The following is a 20,202-nucleotide window of genomic DNA, read 5'->3' as shown; positions in this document are numbered from 1 at the left end:
ACTAATTAGACTCCGGCACCTTGGCGGTCCGGAAGTTCTGTCCAATCCTTATTCACATAGTCTTTACTACTGTCTACTACAATAAGGATATGATCGTTTCCGCTGCTGTAACCGCTGTCATGCTGGAACTTGTGCACACCGTTATCAAACTCACCGATGTATTTCAGTTTGCCATCTTTGGTAGTGTACCACCAGGCATTCTTTTTAGCACCACTAATTTTGCTGAAATCAACTTCCATCGGACGTCCGGTATAGTTATATACCATCAGATAATCATTACCGCGTGTCGCAATGGCACGGTCATACCGTTCACCGTTTTGTCCGGCAATGATAGATTGATCCGGTACGCGTTCGAAGAATGGGAAAGTCAGCATCAGATTCTTCAGATACTTCATTTGATTGTATCCGGGATCATTCAAAGCATCATACCAAGGTTTCTTAGCACCATAAGCACCGCCTACACCCGGTTTGATAAATTGCATAATAGAATTGTGACCATAGGTATGTCCGAAAGAACCGGCAAATACAGACCAATAAGCATATCGACGTACATCATAATCTTTCCATAATAATTCATTCTCGTCATGCAGGCCGTGAGGTATTTCCTCGTAGATGGGTTCACCGTCTATGACAGGTTTCATGGGTTTCATAGCCATACTGCGTTCTACAAAGCGCCAGTTGTCTTCTTCCGTATTTTCTTCAATAGGATAGTCGCCGTCACCGAAACGTTGCCCATAACGGCGGTGTCCGCTTTGGAACATATTGAAATCCAGCCAGGGAGCATTGTTGAACCAAGTTGCAGAAGTCGTTCTGCCACGTGGATGGAATGTCATCAGATGATTTTTATCAATTGCCTTGATGGAGGTTGCCAAGGCTTCCCATTCGGCAGTTTTCACATCACCACGGATATCACCGCCGATAAACCAGATAATATTAGGCTCATCTTTATAACGTTCCGCCAAGAACTTACCATAAGCTTTTGCCTGATCTACATTCATTTCACCATGACTTACCGGACTTCCCCAGATGCAGACCATGCCGATATAAAGACCTTTCTTTGCTGCGGTACGGATAATGTAATCCATATGATCCCAATAACCATATACACCTTTCTGATTGATATTCTTGAAGTTGTAGCCGTCAGTCATTGAATACTGTCCGTAGATATTCATAGACGGGACATTATTCAATGTCTGAACCTGAATCACGTTATATCCGCGGCGTTTGCATTGTTCCAGATAATATTCGGCTTCGTCACGATTCAGACGTTCAGGCAGCAGCCAGCCGGTTTCTCCCAGCCAGAAGAAAGGAGTGCCGTTTTCGTGTTTCAGATAACGTCCTTCTTCAGAAACGACGAGTTTGCCGTTGCTCCATGGGATATACGTCTTTTGTGTTTTCTTTTGTGCTGCGGCAGAGGTTGCCAATGTCAACAGCAGCAATAAGAGAGGAAGAATCTTAAATTTTCTCATTGTATTTTATCGTTTTTGGAGTTCATATCTTTACATTTATTTGTCTGTCATTTTCTCATACTCGATGGCTGCCAGAATAAATGATCCTACTGATTTCGGGTCATTCTCTATAACCGGTTCGCTGATATAATATTCGAATGAACCGTCACGGTATCTTTTGGAGTCTCCGCCCAGTCCGGCTACCGCACAACAATTCGTAATGGTATAGCTGCCGTCTTCTTCAAGACGGGTAAATGTCTTGACCATTCCATCAAAAGCTTTGCGGGTAGGTTGGATGTAGTCCTTGCCGATATATCCCTTATTGACAGCTTTGGCAAGTGTATAGATAAATAAGGCGGTTGCCGAAGATTCCAGGTAATTTCCTTCACGCGCTCCCTGATCAGTTACCTGATACCAGGTGCCGGACTGAGGATCCTGATATTTCACTAAAGTCTTTGCCAATCCCTGAAGAATCTGCATTACGCTGTCTCGTCCGGTCGTTTCCTGGGGGAGATAATCCAGTACGTCTACCAAGGCTGCTCCATACCATCCGATACTGCGGCTCCAGAAATTAGGAGAACAACCGGTTTCGGGATTTGCCCATTTCTGTTCGCGGCTTTCATCCCACCCGTGATAGTAAAGTCCTGTGGTGGGGTCGTAAGTTTTGCGTGCTATCAGAAGAATCTGTTTCATAGCTTCATCGTATAGTGCCGGTTCCTGGAAAGTACTGCCATACTGTACCAAGTAAGGAGAAGCCATGAAGATGCCATCCAGCCACATCTGATGAGGATATCTTAGCTTATGCCAGAATCCTCCTTCACTTGTGCGGGGTTGTTCTGCCATCTGTTTACGTAGGGTATCCATAGCTATTTTATAGCGTTCATCTCCTGATTGTGCATAAAGATCAAAAAGAATCTTGCCGCCATTGACGTTATCAATGTTGAATGAAAGATATTTCATCGTTTTAATATGGCCGTCCGTATCGATCAGACTGTCTGCATAGATTTTGGCATATTCATAGTAAGTGCTGTCTCCGGTATGTTTCCATTCTTCCAGCATAGACTTTACAACAAGTCCGTGGGTATATCCCCAACGGGGTACTTTTGCTTTTTCAATCATCCAGGGTTCGGGAAAACGTTTCATCTCAGAGCGTGCCATACGTTCGCTCCATTTTTCTGTTTCTGCTTTCTGAGGTGCTGTGCAGGCGATGAAGCAGACAGCTCCGCAAGCAACAATCAGTTTTAACAAGTTTCTGTTCATATAGGTAGAGTTATTATTTTCCAATCAATATATATTCTTGCCCTGCTTTGGTAGGCAGGTCATACAAGTAAGTCCTTGCAATTTCCACTTTATTCAGGCTGGCTTTTTCATTCACCAATGGCTGGGGAATCGTGGGGACTGCATAGAGAGGGTTCGGGTTCTCTCCTTTGGCACGTTTCAAGCCCTTTCCGGTCAGCGGGTTGAGTGAACGTAGACGGCAGTTACCACCTTTATGAGATTTCACGACCAGGCGATTTACTTTTCCATTCTTCCAGCTTAAATCAAGTTCGAAACCTCCACGGGCAATGATACCTGTGACAGAACCGTCCTTCCAGAGAGTCGGAAGTGCCGGAAGCAGGTAAATAAAGCCATCGTAACTTTGCATCAGCATTTCGGCTATACCTGCAGCACAACCGAAGTTTCCGTCGATTTGGAAAGGCGGGTGGGCATCGAACAGGTTAGGGTAGGTACCTCCTTTTTTCTTTTCGTTACGTACCAAAGTCAATTGGTCGGTTATCAGTTTGTAGGCATGGTCACCATCAAGGAGGCGTGCCCACAGGCAAACCTTCCATCCCATGCTCCATCCGGTGGACGGATCTCCACGGTGAATCAGAGAAGTGCGTGCAGCGTCAAATAGTTCCGGAGTGCGGTAAGGGGAAATCTGGTTGCTGGGGAATAATCCATATAGATGGGATACGTGGCGGTGTACATCGTTCGGATCATCCCAGTCGAACATCCATTCCTGCAATTGTCCCCAATGTCCTACCTGCATAGGAGCCATTTCTTTGAGGCGTTGTTCCAGATGAGCGGCAAATTCTTTGTCCGTATCCAAAATTCGGGAAGCTGAAATAATAGCTGTCCAAAGGTCGAATATCAACTGATTGTCCATCGTGCATCCGGCGGCTGTAGTTGCTTTGCCATCGCTGCCGGAATGTACATTTTCGGGTGAGTTGCTCGGGCAGACTACCAGCCAGTTGTGTACAGGTTCTTTTACCATAATCTCGTCAAAGAACAGTCCGGATCCTTTCAATATCGGATAAACGGAACGCAGGAACTCTGTGTCTCCGGTGTACAGATATCGTTCCCATAGATGACGGCACAACCATGCACCGCCGCTCGGCCACATACCCGAAGGGGCTTTGTCCAGTGCTCCTGTGATACGCCATATATCCGTGTTATGATGTAATACCCATCCGTTGGCTCCATACATGATTCTTGCCGTTTCCTTTCCGCTTTCGCTCACCTCTTTTATCAGCCGGAAAAGTGGCTCGTTCAAGTCGCTTAAATTAGTCACTTCTGATGGCCAATAATTCATTTCCAGATTGATATTACAGGTATATTTGCTATCCCAGGAAGGGAAAAGTTTATCATTCCAGATACCCTGCAAGTTAGCGGGTTGTCCACCCGGTTGTGACGAACAGATTAACAGATAACGGCCGAACTGGAAGTAAGTGGCAACCAGATGCGCGTCATGTGTGTCCTTAAAATTCTCTACACGCTTGTCGGTTGTCACATTTTTATATTGGTCTTCCCCTAAATCCAGAGATACTCTGGTCAGATATCGACGATAAAATTCTACGTGATTCTTTTTGGCTTCTGCGAATGGATGAACCAGCGCTTCCGACAAATAGCTCTTTGCACGTTCTGTCTGATTGCCTGTGATGTCCAGATAATTATTGAAGTTGGTGGCTATAGACACATAGATTGTGGCTTCGTCAGCTCCTTCTACAGAGAGGACGCCATCGGTACAAGCTATTTTCCCTCCTTGGTTGCGGACGGTCAGCCTTCCCTGAAATTCTACTTTTCCCTTCAGTCCTTCATGCAAGGAAGACACCCCTGAAAGGATTACGCAGTTTCCTTTTTCAGAGTTAATCATTACATCCTGATGAGGGGAGGTGAGCTGTGCGTTGAAGGTAATTTGTCCCGGACGGTTGGCAGTCAGTCGTACCATAACTACCTGATCGGTAAATGAGGTGATCGTTTCACGTTGATATTGCACTCCGTCTACTTCATAACGGACGATGGCACGTGCCGAGTCCAGACTCAGTTCCCGATAATAATCGGAATAGCGGGTATGTCCGGGGAAGGCAATTCTCAGGTCGCCGAAACTCTGATAAGGCATTCCCGAATTTGTTTTTGCCATCACTTTCTCCGTAGCGAGCGTTTGTGCTTCCAGATATTTTCCGGCAAAAACAAGTTCACGTACCTTCGGAATATACTCCAGTGCGTTCGGGTTTGCGTTGTTGTTGGGGCGTCCTGCCCAAATGGTTTCTTCGTTTAGTTGTATTTGTTCTATTCCCGGCGTTCCATATACCATTGCCCCCAGACGCCCGTTTCCCAAGGGTAAAGCTTCGGTCCATACCTGTGCGGGACGGTCATACCATAGCTTATATTCCTGTGCAGATACTTTTTTCTCCTGCGCATGAATACATCCTGCAGAGACCATTACAAACAGATATCCGATTAATCTCTTTTTATTCATTTTCATCTAATCGCTTTTATACTTTTATAGGAGGACGATTAAAAAGGAATTTTGTACCCAATATACAGACAATAAGAAACAGGGATAATCAAAAGTTATCGGGTATAAAAAAAATGAACTTCAATATCTGCTCAAAAAGGTCTTACTTTGCATACGTAAGAGCACTAGGAAGAAGTTATTTCCTGGGTGTGGATTTATTTCTTTAATCTAAAAAACAGATAATTGAAAATGTATAATTTAATCGTTAGACCGTTATTATTTCTCATTGATCCTGAAAAAGTACATCGAATGCTCTTGAACTGGTTAAAAATCTATCGTTATCTGCTTCCGGTTCGTGCCTGCGTAAGAGGACACTATCAAGTGGACGAACCTTTTTCATACGGAAGCCTGCGATTCAAAAACCGGATAGGCTTGTCTGCCGGATTCGATAAAAATGCGGAAACATTTGATGAGTTGGCAGATTTTGGTTTCGGATTTCTGGAAGTGGGGACTGTAACTCCTGATTATCAGCCGGGAAATCCTTCTCCCCGTATCTTCAGACTGGTAGAAGACGAATCACTGATCTCACGTACAGGGTTCAATAATTGCGGTGTCGATGTAGCTCTGGAGCATATCAGAAAATACAGAAAACATTCTTACAGACTCGGAGTAAATATCAATAAGAATCCGCTTTCTGCCGGTGAGCAAATCATCAAAGATTTTGAGTTGGTTTTCACTCGCTTATATGAAAGTGTAGATTATTTTACGCTGAACTGGGGTAGTATAGATAAAGAATCATTTGCTAAAGTTTTAGAAAACCTCACAACATTTCGTCAGGCAGTGAACAAACGGTGCAGTATTTTCATTAAGCTCCCGGCGGATATCGATGAGAAGGCATTGGATCTGGTCATTTCCCTTGCATATAAATATTCCATAGAAGGCTTTATAGCTACGGGGCCGACGATGGACCGCTCAGAATTGCATCATACAAAAACAAAACAGTTGGAAAAGATCGGTAACGGTGGCGTCAGTGGTCGGGGTATCGGAAAGAAATCGCAGAAGGTAGTGCGTTATCTGTCCGGGCACACCGACCACCACTTTCTGATTATCGGGGCAGGAGGAATAATGACAGCAGAGGATGCAGCTGATATGATTTCCCAAGGGGCCGATATGATACAGATTTATTCGGCATTTATCTATTCTGGTCCGTCTGTTGTTCATAAAATAGGGAAGAAACTTAAACATTAATCGATATGAAGAAATTAATTTGTATTAGCTTGTATGAGGACTTATCCATGACGACCTATGATTTGTCGGAAGTGGACAATGTCGAACTGATTGGAATCGTAGAAAATGCTTCCGAAGGAACTTTATTTGTTTTTACTTGTGACAGGCCCAATGGAAGCAGTGTTATTATGTGTCCCGGAGGTGGATTTCTGAAGACTAATCTGGAGAATGAAGGCATTGATTTTACCGAATGGTTTACGAAGCTGGGAATTACATATATCGTCTTTAAATATAGAATGCCTCATGGTAATCCTGATGTTCCCGAACAAGATATCCGGTTGGCATTGAAGGTTGTGCGAGAAAAGTTTCCAGAGTTTTGTGATAAACTGGGAGTGATGGGGGCTTCTATCGGAGGATATCTGGCAACTTTTTCAGCTACGCTTTTGCCTGATGATGAGAAGCCGGATTTTCAGATATTGATGTATCCGGTAGTCAGTGTCGATGATCGTTTGACACATTTTCCTTGTCGTGAACGAATGTTTGGTCATTCCTATTCACCGGATAAAATGGAGCAGTATTCACCGATTGAGCATATTACTTGCGGTACACCTGCCGCTTTCATTGTAGCAGCTGCAGATGATGCTGTGGTAAGCCCTCTGAATGGTATTATGTATGCTGCCAGACTACAGAAAGCAGATATCCCCATTTCTCTGCACATCTATCCTGCGGGAGGACATGGATTCGGTTATAATGATAGTTTTGTGTATAAGCAAGAGTGGCTTCAGGAGCTTGGAGAATGGTTGGCAAAATTGTAATTCTTTTCTTGTAATTCGAAATATACTTCCTATATTTGTCATTAGAATATTTAATGAAAAGAAATTATGAGAAATTCAAAGGTTACATCTATGTTGGTAGTGCTGATGTTTCTGTTGGTCACAGGAATACAGGCGCAGACCGTTACTCCCAGTAAGAAATATATCACAAAAGAACTGAATAACGTAAGCAACTTCAGTTCAATCAGAGTATTAGGCAGTCCTGATGTTGAGTATCGTCAGAGTAATGGTTCTAAAACGACAGTTTCTATATACGGTTCGGATAATTTGGTAGACTTGTTGGAAGTTTCTACAGTAAATGGAGTATTGCAGGTGAATATCAAAAAAGGTGTCAAGATTCTTAGTGGAGAGCGTCGTTTGAAAGTGATAGCTTCTTCCCCTTCATTGAATCAGGTAAATATTAAAGGTTCGGCAGATGTATATCTGAAAGGTACAATCAAAGGGAATGACTTGAATTTGAATATAGCCGGTTCCGGAGATATCGAAGCGGAGAATCTGCAATATGTTAATATATTTGCTTTGGTAAAAGGAAGCGGGGACATTGATTTGAAAAATGTGAAAGCGACTACTGTGATGTCAGAAGTTAATGGTTCCGGTGATATCAATATGAAAGGTTCTGCACAGAAGGCGACACTGACAGTAAATGGTTCCGGAGATATTAGTGCTGAAAAACTGGCTGCAACTAATGTCGTTGCTACAGTTGCCGGTTCGGGTGATATAGTATGCTACGCTTCCAGACAGTTGGATGCAAGAGTTAGTGGTAGCGGTGATATTGAATATAAAGGAAGCCCTTCAGTTGTAAATAAACAAGGTAAGAAGAATTCGATTACTAGCAAGTAAAAGGATACCTTATTATAGTAAGTGGGCAAATATGTGACAGATAGCATGTTTGCCCGTTTTTGTTTGTGCATTTATTAGTGTCTTATCTGAATATATGCAACGATAAAATGTTAAAAATGCGGCTAATTAAGATACAATTAACCTGCAATTCTGTTTTAATTCATATGGACTTATATCCACATCTGATATTATAGTACATTATGGAAGATTATTTAATTAAGCCAATCAGTATATGAACTTAGATGAAGTTTTAAATTACCGTCGCTCTGTACGAGTGTATGATAAAGAAAAGAAAATAGATACAGAGAGAGTGAAACATTGTCTGGAACTGGCAACTCTGGCTCCTAATAGTTCGGATATGCAACTGTGGGAGTTTTATCACATCACACAGCCCGAATTAATGGCAAAAGTTTCAAGAGCTTGCCTTGATCAGAAAGCAACTTCTACGGCTTCGCAGATTGTTGTTTTCGTGACACGTCGTGACTTGTATCGGAAACGGGCGAAGTTCGTCCTTGATTTTGAGACAGGAAATATCCGGCGGAATAGTCCTGAAGACAGGCAGGAAAAACGTATTAAAGACAGAAAACTATATTACGGGATACTGATGCCGTTTGTCTATGCCCGTTTCTGTGGTCTTTTAGGACTTTTCAGAATGTTGTTAGCTAATATTATCAGCATTTTCCGTCCTATGATGCTCGAAGTATCCGAAGGTGATGTGCGTGTGGTAGTACATAAATCCTGTGCACTTGCTGCCCAGACATTTATGATTGCTATGGCAAATGAAGGATATGATACCTGCCCTTTGGAAGGCTTGGATAGCCGGAGGCTTAAAAGGTTGCTTAAGTTACCTCATGGTGCCGAAATAAATATGGTGGTTTCTTGCGGAATACGAAATGGAAATAAAGGTATTTGGGGGGAACGCTGCAGAGTGCCGTTTGAGAAGGTTTATCGTAGAATTTAAATTAGTTCAACAGACGGAGGATAATACTAAACGGTCTTTATTAAATAATCAGATCTGCGGAGATACGTTTTGGCATACCTCCGTTTTTTGTTTTATAATCTGCCCGAGTATAGAGGCGAATATGCTTGTCAGCTTGATTTAATTGAATTTTAATAAATGAAATTTATTTTTTCGTAATTGTACAAATAACACAAAATAATGTTCACTGTGGGCTTCATTTGCTATATTCCGCAACAAAACTTGCTTAGAGTCATAGTATTAGTCACCTTTCGAAACATTTATTGTTTGTATCCGTCATGAATGGAGTTTGGCTAGTCCCCAAATATACGGATATTTGTGAAGTGAGATTTCACTATCAAAAGTATTGGTCCTTTCGGACCGGCCGCCTGTGAAGGTAGCTCTATTGTTTGTTTTGTTTGTGTTTGGTGCATCTTTTTTCAAGCGAGAAAGAAGATGCACTATTAATTTATACCACCTAATTGTCGGATATGGGCTGAAAATTTGCCTATGAAACGAAGAAAGCATACATTTGAAGAAAAAAAGAAGATGGGTGAGAAAGCGTCGATGTGGAACTTATGGCATGGCTGTCACAAATGGAGTGAGGGCTGTCGCCATTGCTACGTATATCGCACAGATGGCAAATATGGAAAAGACAGTTCGGTTGTGACAAAGACAGAAAAGTTCGGTTTGCCTTTGCAGAAGAAAAAGAATGGAGAATATAAAATACCTTCAGGGAACTTGGTATATACCTGCTTTACTTCCGATTTTCTTATTGAAGATGCAGATAGATGGCGTGCTGAAGCATGGGAAATGATGCGGATACGGCAGGACCTTCACTTTATGTTCATAACGAAGCGGATAGAGAGACTGCAGCAGTGTTTGCCACCGGACTGGGGAGATGGGTATGACAATGTGACGATTTGTTGTACCATGGAGAATCAGGACAGAGTAGATTATCGCCTGCCTATTTATAGAGAAAGTCCTATTAAACATAAAATTATTATCTGTGAACCTCTTCTTAGTTCGATTGATTTCAGAGGAGAGTTGGAAGGATGGGTAGAGCAGGTAGTAGCCGGAGGAGAGTCCGGGAAAGAAGCTCGCGTATGCAATTATGATTGGATATTGGACATTCGCCGCCAATGTGTGGAAGCGAATGTCGGTTTTTGGTTTAAACAGACGGGAAGTTATTTGTTGAAAGACGGACATGAATATAAAGTTGCCCGACAGTTCCAACATTCGCAGGCGAGGAAAGCGGAACTGAATTATACTCCTAAGAAATAACGGAAAAACATATATAAATAAAGGAATACGAAGGTTGCCGGACAGCCTTCGTTTTTTGTTTTATTGAGTACAAAATATGAATAATCACGTCTCTCTTTAAAGAGATAGTGTGTAAATTTTAAAAATATTCATATTAAATGAAACAGATAAAGCTGTTATTTCTTCTAGCTTCCGCCTCCGTCACGGGAGTATTTGCACAAAGCAATGGATTGACGGACATGAGTCAAAGCCGTTATGCCAAAATGGCGAACACCGGAATAAATGCCGTACATTGGACCAATGGATTTTGGGGAGAACGTTTTAATGTATTTAGCGGGACTTCCCTGCAGAGCATGTGGAATACCTGGAATACGCCGGAAGTTTCTCATGGTTTCCGTAATTTTGAGATTGCTGCCGGTGTATGCAAAGGAGAACATTGGGGACCTCCATTTCATGATGGAGACATGTATAAGTGGATGGAAGGGGTTGCTTCTGTGTATGCAGTCAATAAAGATCCGGAACTGGACAAGTTAATGGATAACTTTATTGCTTGCGTCGTAAAAGCCCAACGTGCAGACGGTTATATACATACACCGGTTGTTATAGAAGAACTAAACAAAGGGATCGACAGTCATACGCTGGCAGATTCTCAGCAACAGACTGTGATTGGTACGAAGGTAGGTGCAGAGGATGAGAAAGGAGCTTTTGCCAATCGATTGAATTTTGAAACTTATAATCTGGGGCATTTGATGATGGCAGGTATCGTCCACCGTCGTGCTACCGGAAAAACGACTCTTTTCGATGCAGCAGTGAAAGCTACGGATTTCCTTTGCCACTTCTATGAGACAGCTTCTGCTGAATTAGCACGCAATGCTATTTGCCCTTCACACTATATGGGAGTGGTTGAGATGTATCGTGCCACAAAAAATCCCCGTTATCTGGAACTTTCGAAGAATCTGATTAATATTCGCGGTATGGTAGAGAACGGTACGGACGATAATCAGGACCGTATCCCTTTCCGTGATCAGTATCGTGCAATGGGACATGCCGTACGTGCCAATTATCTTTATGCAGGCGTAACAGATGTATATGCCGAGACAGGAGAACAACAGTTGATGAAAAACCTGACTAGCATCTGGAATGACATTGTCACTCGGAAAATGTATGTGACCGGAGCCTGCGGAGCCCTCTATGACGGAACTTCTCCTGATGGTACCTGCTATGAACCGGATAGTATACAGAAAGTGCACCAAAGTTACGGTCGTCCCTATCAGTTGCCAAACAGCACGGCACATAATGAAACATGTGCTAATATTGGTAATATGCTTTTCAACTGGCGTATGTTGGAAGTAACCGGAGATGCAAAATATGCAGAACTGGTAGAGACTTGTCTTTATAATAGTGTATTGAGTGGCATCAGTCTGGACGGAAAGAGATATTTCTATACGAATCCCCTCCGTATTAGCGCCGATCTGCCTTATACACTTCGTTGGCCGAAAGAACGGACAGAATACATTAGCTGTTTCTGTTGTCCTCCGAATACATTGCGTACTCTTTGTCAGGCACAGAATTATGCTTATACATTAAATGATGAAGGTATCTATTGCAACTTGTATGGCGCAAATACATTGACAATCCACTGGAAGGATAAAGGTGAGATTGTCTTGACACAAGAAACGGATTATCCCTGGGATGGTAATGTACGCGTGAGATTGAATAAACTGCCTCGTAAAGCCGGAGCTTTCTCTCTTTTCTTCCGTATACCGGAGTGGTGCGAAAAGGCTACATTGACAGTAAATGGCGAGCCGGTGCAGATTGCTGCAAAAGCAAATACATACGCGGAAGTGAACCGTATATGGAAAAAAGGAGATATGGCGGAGTTGACAATGGACATGCCTGTCCGTTTGCTTGAAGCTCATCCTTTAGCAGAGGAAATCCGTAATCAGGTGGTCGTGAAACGTGGTCCGTTGGTATATTGTCTGGAAAGTATGGATATTGCGAACGGAGAGAAGATAGACAATATACTGATTCCCTCAGATATACAACTGACTCCCAGGAAGATTACGATTGAAGGTAGTCCGATAGTAGCGCTTGAAGGAAAAGCCCGCCTGACATCAGAAGAGTCATGGGAAGGAGTACTTTACCGACCGGTCGCCCGTGCCGGGAAAACTGTGGATATCCGTTTGATTCCTTATTATGCATGGGGGAACAGGGGAAAAGGGGAAATGACTGTTTGGATGCCACTAGCAAGATAAAAATATGATTAGAAAGAATGTGATAATAATGGGGGTATTACTAGCCATGAGTTCTACTCTTATGGCCGGCGATATCTGGGTTTCTCCGAAAGTGACCCTGACATCAGCTTTGCGACAGGCACGTGAATGGCGGCGAACCGGTGATGAACGTGCTCAGGGAGGGATCAATATTTATATAGAAGGTGGTACATATACATTTCATGAACCTGTTTTTATTCGTCCGGAAGATAGCGGAACAGAGGATTCTCCTACGGTAATTCGTTCCGCTACCGGTGAAAAAGTTGTGTTGAGTGGAGGTGTCCGTATCAATGGCTGGAAAAAACAGGGTAAGTTTTGGGTAGCGGATGTTCCGACATTTAACGGACGTCCGTTAGATTTCCGGCAGATGTGGGTGAACGGAAAGAAAGCTGTCCGTGCCCGTGATGTAGAAGATTTCGAGAAGATGAACCGTATTTGTAGTGTGGACGAGAAGAATGAGATTCTTTATGTCCCTGCCAGTGCAATACGTAAACTGACAGACGGGAAAGGCATTTTACAAGCCAAATATGCCGAAATGGTTCTTCATCAGATGTGGTGCGTGGCAAATCTTCGCATTAGTTCTATCGAAATACAGGGGGACAGTGCTGCCATATGTTTTCATCAACCGGAGAGCCGGATACAGTTTGAACATCCCTGGCCCCGTCCAATGGTTACGACGGACGGACATAATTCCGCTTTCTATCTGGTCAATGCACGTGAATTGTTGGATGTGCCCGGAGAATGGTACCACGATATAGAAAGCCGTAAAGTCTATTATTATCCGCGAACAGGAGAGAAGATGCAATCTGCTGATACGGAGGTGATAGTCCCTGCCGTTGAGACATTGGTGCAGATAGCAGGAACGTTGGATCGTCCGGTTTCGAATATTCGCTTTGAAAACATCACTTTCTCTTATACTACCTGGATGCGTCCTTCCGAAAAAGGTCATGTTCCTCTCCAGACAGGGATGTATCTCACAGACGGTTACCGCATCGAACCGAAGATGCAGCGGAATTATTTGAATCATCCGTTGGATAACCAGGGATGGTTGGGACGACCGGCTGCGGCTGTCCGGGTGGTTGCTGCCAATCAGATTGATTTCGAACGTTGCAGTTTTGAACATTTGGGCTCTACCGGATTGGATTATGAGCAAGCTACACATGGCGGGGTGATTCGTGGATGTCTTTTCCGTGACATTGCCGGAAATGGATTGCTGGTCGGTAGCTTTTCTCCGGCTGCTCACGAAACGCATTTACCTTATGATCCTGCCGACCGTCGGGAAGTATGTACACATCAACAGATCGATAATTGCTATTTTACTGAAATTGGCAATGAAGATTGGGGATGCCTTGCCATCGCTGCGGGATATGTCAGCGATATCAATGTGGAACATAATGAGATCTGTGAAGTGCCGTATAGCGGTATCAGCCTCGGGTGGGGATGGACGCAGACGGTGAATTGTATGCGAAATAACAGAGTTCATGCGAATCTGATCCATCATTATGCCAAACATATGTATGATGTGGCAGGAATATATACACTTGGTTCCCAACCCAAAAGTTATGTAACTGAGAATTGTGTTCATAGCATCTATACACCCGGTTATGTGCACGATCCTAACCATTGGTTTTATCTTTATACGGATGAGGGTTCTTCTTTCATCACAGTCCGTGATAATTGGACGGAAGGAGAGAAGTACCTTCAAAATGCCAATGGTCCCGGCAATGTATGGGAAAATAATGGTCCGAAAGTAGATACTGTTATTCGTGAGCGTGCAGGCCTGAAGGCGGAATACAGGGATTTACGGAATAATTAGAAGAAATATAAGAATCTGTTAGGAATAGAAAGAAAAATGAAAAATAGATGGATAATCTTATTGGGTGCATTGTCTTTGGCAAGTAGCACTTTTGCCCAAACCTGGATATGGTATCCCGGTGACTACGAAATCTGGTTGGGCAACCAGATGAACAACCGGCGTACAGAGCGTGGTGCCTTTTTTCCTCCCTTCTGGAAAACGGATAGTCACTATGTAGTCGTTGAATTCAGCAAGCAACTGAATCTTTCGGAACCGGAAGAGATTTTCATAGCTGCCGAAGGAAAGTACAATGTCAAACTCGACGGAAAACTTCAATTCGGTATGCCGGAAACGATGACTCTTCCTGCCGGAAAGCATAGTCTGAACATCAAAGTCTGGAATCAGGCTACTCCGCCCACCATTTATGTAAAAGGGAAGACTGTAAATTCTGATTCCTCCTGGCGTGTGACCTATGAAGATAAGGAATGGATTGATGAGAGCGGTAAAGCCAGCGATACCTCTGCTACCGTTTACATGGATGCCGGATGCTGGAATTTTGATGGTGCCACTCAGCGCCCTTCTCAATTCACTTTGCTTCGCGAACCTCATCAAGCTATCTCTAAGACAGAGCAACCGGAGGGGGGAACTCTTTATGACTTTGGCAAAGAGACTTTTGGATATATCACTTTGAAGAATCTTTCCGGGAAGGGGCATATTGCTATATTTTATGGTGAAAGCCCGGAAGAAGCAAAGGATAAAGAGTTTTGTGAAACACTGGACAAGCTGTTCGTAGAATCGGGGCAAGTAACTGATCTTGCCATCCGTAGTACCTCTCCTTTAAACGATTCGGCTAATGAATATACATTGGAAAATAGTAAAGCTTTCCGTTATGTTTATATCACTCATGAGCCCGGAGTACAGATAGGAGAAGTATCCATGCAATACGAGTATCTTCCTGAAGAATATCGCGGCAGTTTCCGTTGCAATGACGAGGAACTGAATCGTATATGGGAAGTGAGTGCATATACCATGCATCTTACTACCCGTGAATTCTTTATCGATGGAATCAAACGTGACCGTTGGGTATGGAGTGGTGACGCCATCCAAAGCTATCTGATGAACTACTATCTTTTCTTCGATAATGAATCAGTGAAACGCACTATCTGGCTGCTTCGCGGCAAAGATCCGGTGACCAGCCATAGCAACACCATTATGGACTATACTTTCTATTGGTTTCTGAGCGTTTATGATTATTACATGTATAGCGGTGACCGACACTTCGTTAATCAGTTATATCTGCGCATGCAGACGATGATGGACTATGTATTGGGACGAACGAATAAAAATGGAATGGTAGAAGGATTGTCCGGCGATTGGGTATTTGTGGACTGGGCAGATGGTTATCTGGATAAAAAAGGAGAATTATCTTTTGAGCAAATACTCTTCTGCAGGAGTCTGGAAACAATGGCTTTATGCGCCGACTTAATCGGAGATTCAGACGGAAAACAGAAATACGATAAACTGGCTTCCGCATTGAAGGCTAAACTGAAACCGACTTTCTGGAATACACAGAAACAGGCATTTGTACATAATAGTGTCAATGGCAGACAGAGTGATGCAGTCACTCGTTACGCTAATATGTTCTCTGTCTTTTTCCAATATCTGGATGATAAGAAGCAACAGGCAATCAAGCATTCTGTCCTTTTAAACGACAGTATCCTGAAGATTACCACTCCTTATATGCGTTTCTATGAACTGGAAGCCCTCTGTGCTCTGGGCGAACAGGATGCTGTGATGAAAGAAATGAAAGCTTACTGGGGAGGTATGCTGAAAGAAGGGGCTACTTCTTTTTGGGAGAAGTATAATCCGGAAGAAAGCGGAACACAACATCTTGCAATGTACGGGCGCCCTTATGGAAAGAGCTTGTGTCACGCTTGGGGAGCTAGCCCTATTTATTTGCTGGGTAAATATTATCTGGGAGTGAAACCGGTAAAAGAAGGTTATAAAGAATTTAGCATTGCTCCGGCATTGGGAGGATTGAAATGGATGGAAGGCACTGTTCCTACTCCGAATGGTGATATCCAAGTCTATATGGATAGCAAAACAATCAAAGTAAAAGCAACGGAAGGCAAGGGATATCTGACAATCCGGAGTCGCCGCCAACCGAAAACAACTATTGGCAAGATGGAAAAGGTATCGGAAAATACCTGGCGTCTTTGGATTGATTCACCAGAAGAAAGAGTGATAAGCTATTTTAACTCGATATGATATACTACATGTCTGCAAAGTGCATGTCCCTGAGGAACAAGCGGATGGTTAAACTCTTTCATCCGCTCCATTCCTATTTTCTGCATTACCCGCTCCGAACGCAGATTGGGGAGGGAAGTAAACGAAAAGATTGTTTGGATATCTAAGTATTTGCGGGCATACTCCAAACATGCCAATGCCGCTTCAGGAGCATAACCATGTCCCCAATACTCATGTGCCAGCCGCCAACCGATTTCTACACCCGGAGCAAAGTCCACGTTAAATGTAATCTGATGAAATCCCGTATAGCCTATAAAAGCATGATCTTCTTTACGCTCTACAGCGTACAAACCAAAGCCGCAAGTTTGGAACTCATTTTGGATACGATGATAAAAGGCCAATGATTCTTCGGGAGTCAGTGGGTTGAGAAAAAATTCCATCACATGAGGATCAGCATTCATGCGGGCAAAAGCTGCAATGTCTTCCTCTTTCCAATCGCGGAGAATCAATCGGGGTGTTTCTATGTAAATCTGCATAATGATAATGATAAATGGGGTACAAAGATATACTTTTGAATTTAAAAAGTTTAGATTTTATATTACTAAACCGGGATTTTATGAAATCATTCTCTGTTTTATAAATATGACTGACATAAATAAAGACCTTAATACATGCCTCCTGATCTTATTATAATGAGTACAAACAGGGAGTTGCTTCGTCTTCTTATAGTATAGAAAGATCAAATTACACAATTTATATCAGAAGAATGAAAAATACCAAATTGTTCATGTTTGCGGCGTGCACACTTTTCTTAGCTGCATGTGGTAAGCAAACCGTGAAAATAATGACTCCGCCGGATGCATCAAACCGTGTCCAGTTCAGTGCGGAACAGTTACAGACTACCTTGGATAAAGCCGGTTATCAGGTAATGATGCAACAAGGGGATACCACATTCTCCGATCCGGAAATAAAGACCATATTGCTGACAGAAGTAAACGATACAACGCTAAAGAAAGAAGGTTTTCATATTACAACTACCGGTAATCTGACAAAGGTAAGTGGTAGGGACGGAAGCGGCGTTATCTACGGATGTCGTGAACTGATAGATTGTGTGAACGATTCCGACGGCAAACTCAACTTTCCGGAAGATCTGAAAGATGCCCCGGAAATGGTACTTCGTGGCGCTTGTGTCGGTTTGCAGAAGATGACTTATCTGCCGGGACACGGTGTGTATGAATATCCGTATACTCCGGAAAGTTTTCCTTGGTTTTATGACAAGGAACAATGGATTAAATACCTTGACATGCTGGTTGCCAACCGCATGAATTCCCTGTATCTCTGGAACGGTCATCCGTTTGCATCATTGGTCAAACTGGAAGATTATCCGTTTGCCTTGGAAGTAGACGAAGAGACGTTCAAGAAAAATGAGGAGATGTTTTCTTTTCTAACAGAAGAAGCGGATAAGCGTGGTATCTTTGTGATACAGATGTTTTATAATATTATCCTCTCTAAACCATTTGCAGAGCATTATGGACTGAAAACACAAGACCGTAACCGCCCGATTACCCCTTTGATTGCAGATTATACCCGCAAAAGTATTGCCGCATTTATAGAGAAATATCCGAATGTGGGACTGTTGGTTTGTCTGGGTGAAGCCATGTGCACAGTGGAAGACGATGTGGAATGGTTTACCGAGACCATTATTCCGGGTGTAAAAGACGGATTACAGGCTTTGGGGCGTACCGACGAACCGCCTCTTTTGCTGCGTGCACACGATACGGACTGCAAACTGGTAATGGATGCCGCATTGCCGATATACAAGAATCTCTATACGATGCATAAATATAATGGTGAATCATTAACAACTTATGAACCCCGTGGTCCATGGTCGAAGATTCATACGGATCTGAGTTCTTTAGGCTCCATTCATATCAGCAACGTACATATTCTGGCGAACCTGGAACCGTTCCGCTGGGGTTCTCCGGACTTCGTACAAAAGGCGGTACAAGCGATGCATAATGTACATGGTGCCAATGCGTTGCACCTTTACCCACAGGCTTCATACTGGGACTGGCCTTATACAGCCGACAAGTTGCCGAACGGTGAACGGGAATTTCAACTGGACCGTGACTGGATTTGGTATCAGACGTGGGGACGCTATGCATGGAACTGCCGTCGTGACCGTACAGATGAGATTGGTTACTGGAATCATCAGCTAGGTAAGTTCTACGGAACATCTGATGAGAATGCGGGCAATATTCGCATTGCTTATGAAGAAAGCGGAGAGATTGCTCCGAAGTTATTGCGCCGTTTCGGCATTACGGAGGGAAACCGTCAGACATTGTTACTGGGTATGTTTATGAGCCAGCTTGTCAATCCGTACAAATATACGATCTATCCGGGATTTTATGAAAGTTGCGGACCGGAAGGGGAGAAGTTGATCGAATTTGTAGAGAAAGAATGGAAGAATGAGCCTCATGTAGGTGAAATGCCTCTGGATATTGTTGCTCAGGTGATAGAACACGGTGACAAGGCAATAGCAGCGATCGATAAAGCAGCCACTTCCATCTCTTCCAATAAAGCCGAATTTGCACGTTTGCAGAATGATATGCACTGTTACCGTGAGTTTGCCTATGCGTTTAATCTGAAAGTGAAAGCTGCGAAACTGGTATTAGACTATCAGTGGGGAAAAGACATTAAGAAGCTGGAAGAAGCCATTCCTCTGATGGAACAAAGTCTGGAACACTATCGCAAGTTAGTGGAACTGACCGACGAGCATTATTTATACGCCAACAGTATGCAGACAGCCCAACGCCGTATTCCTATCGGCGGAGATGATGGTCATAATAAGACATGGAAAGAACTGCTGGTACACTACGAAAAAGAATTGGAGAACTTTAAAGCGAACCTTACCATGCTGAAAGAAAAGCAGAATGGCAATGCCGTGACTGAAACGGTAGAGATTGCAGCCTGGACTCCTGCGAATGTGAACTTAATATCGAATTATCCGACAGTTAAACTGGATGAAGGAACCTCTTTATTCACAGACCTTTCGGGTAAAATAGAAGCGATTGCTCCCGAACTGAAAGGAATGAAGGCATTCCGCTTCAATGGAAATGAACAACGGGAGAAAGGGACAAGCATTACTTTTGAAACGAATGATCCGGTCAAACTGCTGGTTGCTTATTTCAAAGACGATCAGAAGAAGTATGCAAAGGCTCCCAAACTGGAGATTGATGCTTCTGCTAACGATTACGGTCAGGCTGAACCGGTATTGACAAATGCCATTCATATTAGTGGAATGCCGTTGGCAAATGTACATGCATATAGCTTCCCGGCTGGAAAACATACGTTGATGTTGCCTAAAGGCTATCTTCAGGTCCTTGGATTTACAGCTGCGGAAATGAAAACTCGTAATGCCGGATTAGCCGGAGACGAAGAAACAATGGATTGGTTGTTTTACTAATGAGCACTTGTTGTAAGTCCATATTTAGTTTCAAGCAATGAAACTGTTTGTTTCTCGGTGTGAAACCATTAGTTTCATGCCTTGAAACCTTTTGTTTCGAGCAATGAAACTAATGGTCACAACTTAGATAA

At 43.2% G+C, this 20,202-nt stretch carries 13 protein-coding genes; 9 read left to right on the top strand and 4 right to left on the bottom strand.

Annotated elements, in window-relative coordinates; all coding sequences use genetic code 11:
* Positions 1-5: 5 nt before the first annotated feature.
* The 3 genes from BLW31_RS03550 to BLW31_RS03540 are packed head-to-tail and all read right to left on the bottom strand — an operon-like array spanning position 6 to position 5,190.
* On the bottom strand, positions 6-1,469 hold the full coding sequence (locus BLW31_RS03550; protein WP_010537920.1) for a glycoside hydrolase family 140 protein: 1,464 nt from the start codon (positions 1,467-1,469) through the stop codon (positions 6-8).
* 36 nt (positions 1,470-1,505) lie between these two features.
* On the bottom strand, positions 1,506-2,708 hold the full coding sequence (locus BLW31_RS03545) for a glycoside hydrolase family 88/105 protein (RefSeq protein WP_029425537.1): 1,203 nt from the start codon (positions 2,706-2,708) through the stop codon (positions 1,506-1,508).
* 13 nt (positions 2,709-2,721) lie between these two features.
* Positions 2,722-5,190 carry a glycoside hydrolase family 95 protein gene (locus BLW31_RS03540; RefSeq protein WP_029425538.1) on the bottom strand — a complete coding sequence of 823 codons (2,469 nt, stop codon included), beginning with the start codon at positions 5,188-5,190 and terminating at the stop codon, positions 2,722-2,724.
* A gap of 228 nt (positions 5,191-5,418) precedes the next feature.
* Between BLW31_RS03540 and BLW31_RS03535 the strand changes: the two genes are divergently transcribed.
* The 8 genes from BLW31_RS03535 to BLW31_RS03500 all read left to right on the top strand — a co-directional run bounded on the left by BLW31_RS03535 (position 5,419) and on the right by BLW31_RS03500 (position 16,626).
* Entirely contained in the window at positions 5,419-6,417 is a 999-nt protein-coding gene (locus BLW31_RS03535; protein WP_008765799.1) for a quinone-dependent dihydroorotate dehydrogenase, read from the top strand.
* 5 nt (positions 6,418-6,422) lie between these two features.
* Positions 6,423-7,211, top strand: a complete 789-nt coding sequence (locus tag BLW31_RS03530; protein WP_010537924.1) for an alpha/beta hydrolase — start codon at positions 6,423-6,425, stop codon at positions 7,209-7,211.
* Positions 7,212-7,277: 66 nt separating this feature from the next.
* Entirely contained in the window at positions 7,278-8,069 is a 792-nt protein-coding gene (locus BLW31_RS03525; protein ID WP_010537925.1) for a head GIN domain-containing protein, read from the top strand.
* A 232-nt stretch (positions 8,070-8,301) separates the two neighbouring features.
* Positions 8,302-9,030, top strand: coding sequence for a nitroreductase family protein (locus BLW31_RS03520; protein ID WP_010537926.1), 729 nt, complete (start codon positions 8,302-8,304; stop codon positions 9,028-9,030).
* A gap of 546 nt (positions 9,031-9,576) precedes the next feature.
* On the top strand, positions 9,577-10,311 hold the full coding sequence (locus BLW31_RS03515; RefSeq protein WP_022302048.1) for a DUF5131 family protein: 735 nt from the start codon (positions 9,577-9,579) through the stop codon (positions 10,309-10,311).
* Positions 10,312-10,448: 137 nt separating this feature from the next.
* Positions 10,449-12,545: an aceric acid hydrolase gene (locus BLW31_RS03510; RefSeq protein WP_010537928.1), complete on the top strand. Its 2,097-nt coding sequence runs from the start codon at positions 10,449-10,451 to the stop codon at positions 12,543-12,545.
* 4 nt (positions 12,546-12,549) lie between these two features.
* Complete coding sequence (locus BLW31_RS03505; protein ID WP_029425539.1) at positions 12,550-14,379, top strand: right-handed parallel beta-helix repeat-containing protein; 1,830 nt, start codon at positions 12,550-12,552, stop codon at positions 14,377-14,379.
* A 36-nt stretch (positions 14,380-14,415) separates the two neighbouring features.
* A complete protein-coding gene (locus BLW31_RS03500) occupies positions 14,416-16,626 on the top strand; it encodes an alpha-L-rhamnosidase-related protein (protein ID WP_010537930.1) in 2,211 nt (736 codons plus the stop codon).
* Here BLW31_RS03500 and BLW31_RS03495 read toward each other — a convergent pair.
* Positions 16,608-17,141: a GNAT family N-acetyltransferase gene (locus tag BLW31_RS03495; protein ID WP_029425540.1), complete on the bottom strand. Its 534-nt coding sequence runs from the start codon at positions 17,139-17,141 to the stop codon at positions 16,608-16,610. The two genes, BLW31_RS03500 and BLW31_RS03495, sit on opposite strands and share 19 nt — an antisense overlap.
* A gap of 230 nt (positions 17,142-17,371) precedes the next feature.
* Here BLW31_RS03495 and BLW31_RS03490 point away from each other — a divergent pair, with 230 nt between their 5' ends.
* The gene (locus tag BLW31_RS03490) at positions 17,372-20,071 is read left to right on the top strand and encodes an alpha-d-galacturonidase (RefSeq protein WP_029425541.1); all 2,700 of its coding nucleotides are present in this window, start codon (positions 17,372-17,374) and stop codon (positions 20,069-20,071) included.
* Positions 20,072-20,202 lie beyond the last annotated feature (131 nt).

It is taken from the genome of Bacteroides faecis MAJ27, assembly GCF_900106755.1.
GTDB lineage: Bacteria > Bacteroidota > Bacteroidia > Bacteroidales > Bacteroidaceae > Bacteroides > Bacteroides faecis.
This window is presented reverse-complemented; position numbering and strand designations above follow the sequence as displayed.

Bases quoted from the DNA above. Each gene is read 5' to 3' on its own strand.
- BLW31_RS03550 (WP_010537920.1), bottom strand. From the start codon at position 1,469: ATGAGAAAATTTAAGATTCTTCCTCTCTTATTGCTGCTGTTGACATTG.
- BLW31_RS03495 (WP_029425540.1), bottom strand. From the start codon at position 17,141: ATGCAGATTTACATAGAAACACCCCGATTGATTCTCCGCGATTGGAAA.
- BLW31_RS03535 (WP_008765799.1), top strand. From the start codon at position 5,419: ATGTATAATTTAATCGTTAGACCGTTATTATTTCTCATTGATCCTGAA.
- BLW31_RS03545 (WP_029425537.1), bottom strand. From the start codon at position 2,708: ATGAACAGAAACTTGTTAAAACTGATTGTTGCTTGCGGAGCTGTCTGC.
- BLW31_RS03500 (WP_010537930.1), top strand. From the start codon at position 14,416: ATGAAAAATAGATGGATAATCTTATTGGGTGCATTGTCTTTGGCAAGT.
- BLW31_RS03540 (WP_029425538.1), bottom strand. From the start codon at position 5,190: ATGAATAAAAAGAGATTAATCGGATATCTGTTTGTAATGGTCTCTGCA.
- BLW31_RS03490 (WP_029425541.1), top strand. From the start codon at position 17,372: ATGAAAAATACCAAATTGTTCATGTTTGCGGCGTGCACACTTTTCTTA.
- BLW31_RS03505 (WP_029425539.1), top strand. From the start codon at position 12,550: ATGATTAGAAAGAATGTGATAATAATGGGGGTATTACTAGCCATGAGT.
- BLW31_RS03510 (WP_010537928.1), top strand. From the start codon at position 10,449: ATGAAACAGATAAAGCTGTTATTTCTTCTAGCTTCCGCCTCCGTCACG.
- BLW31_RS03525 (WP_010537925.1), top strand. From the start codon at position 7,278: ATGAGAAATTCAAAGGTTACATCTATGTTGGTAGTGCTGATGTTTCTG.
- BLW31_RS03520 (WP_010537926.1), top strand. From the start codon at position 8,302: ATGAACTTAGATGAAGTTTTAAATTACCGTCGCTCTGTACGAGTGTAT.
- BLW31_RS03515 (WP_022302048.1), top strand. From the start codon at position 9,577: ATGGGTGAGAAAGCGTCGATGTGGAACTTATGGCATGGCTGTCACAAA.
- BLW31_RS03530 (WP_010537924.1), top strand. From the start codon at position 6,423: ATGAAGAAATTAATTTGTATTAGCTTGTATGAGGACTTATCCATGACG.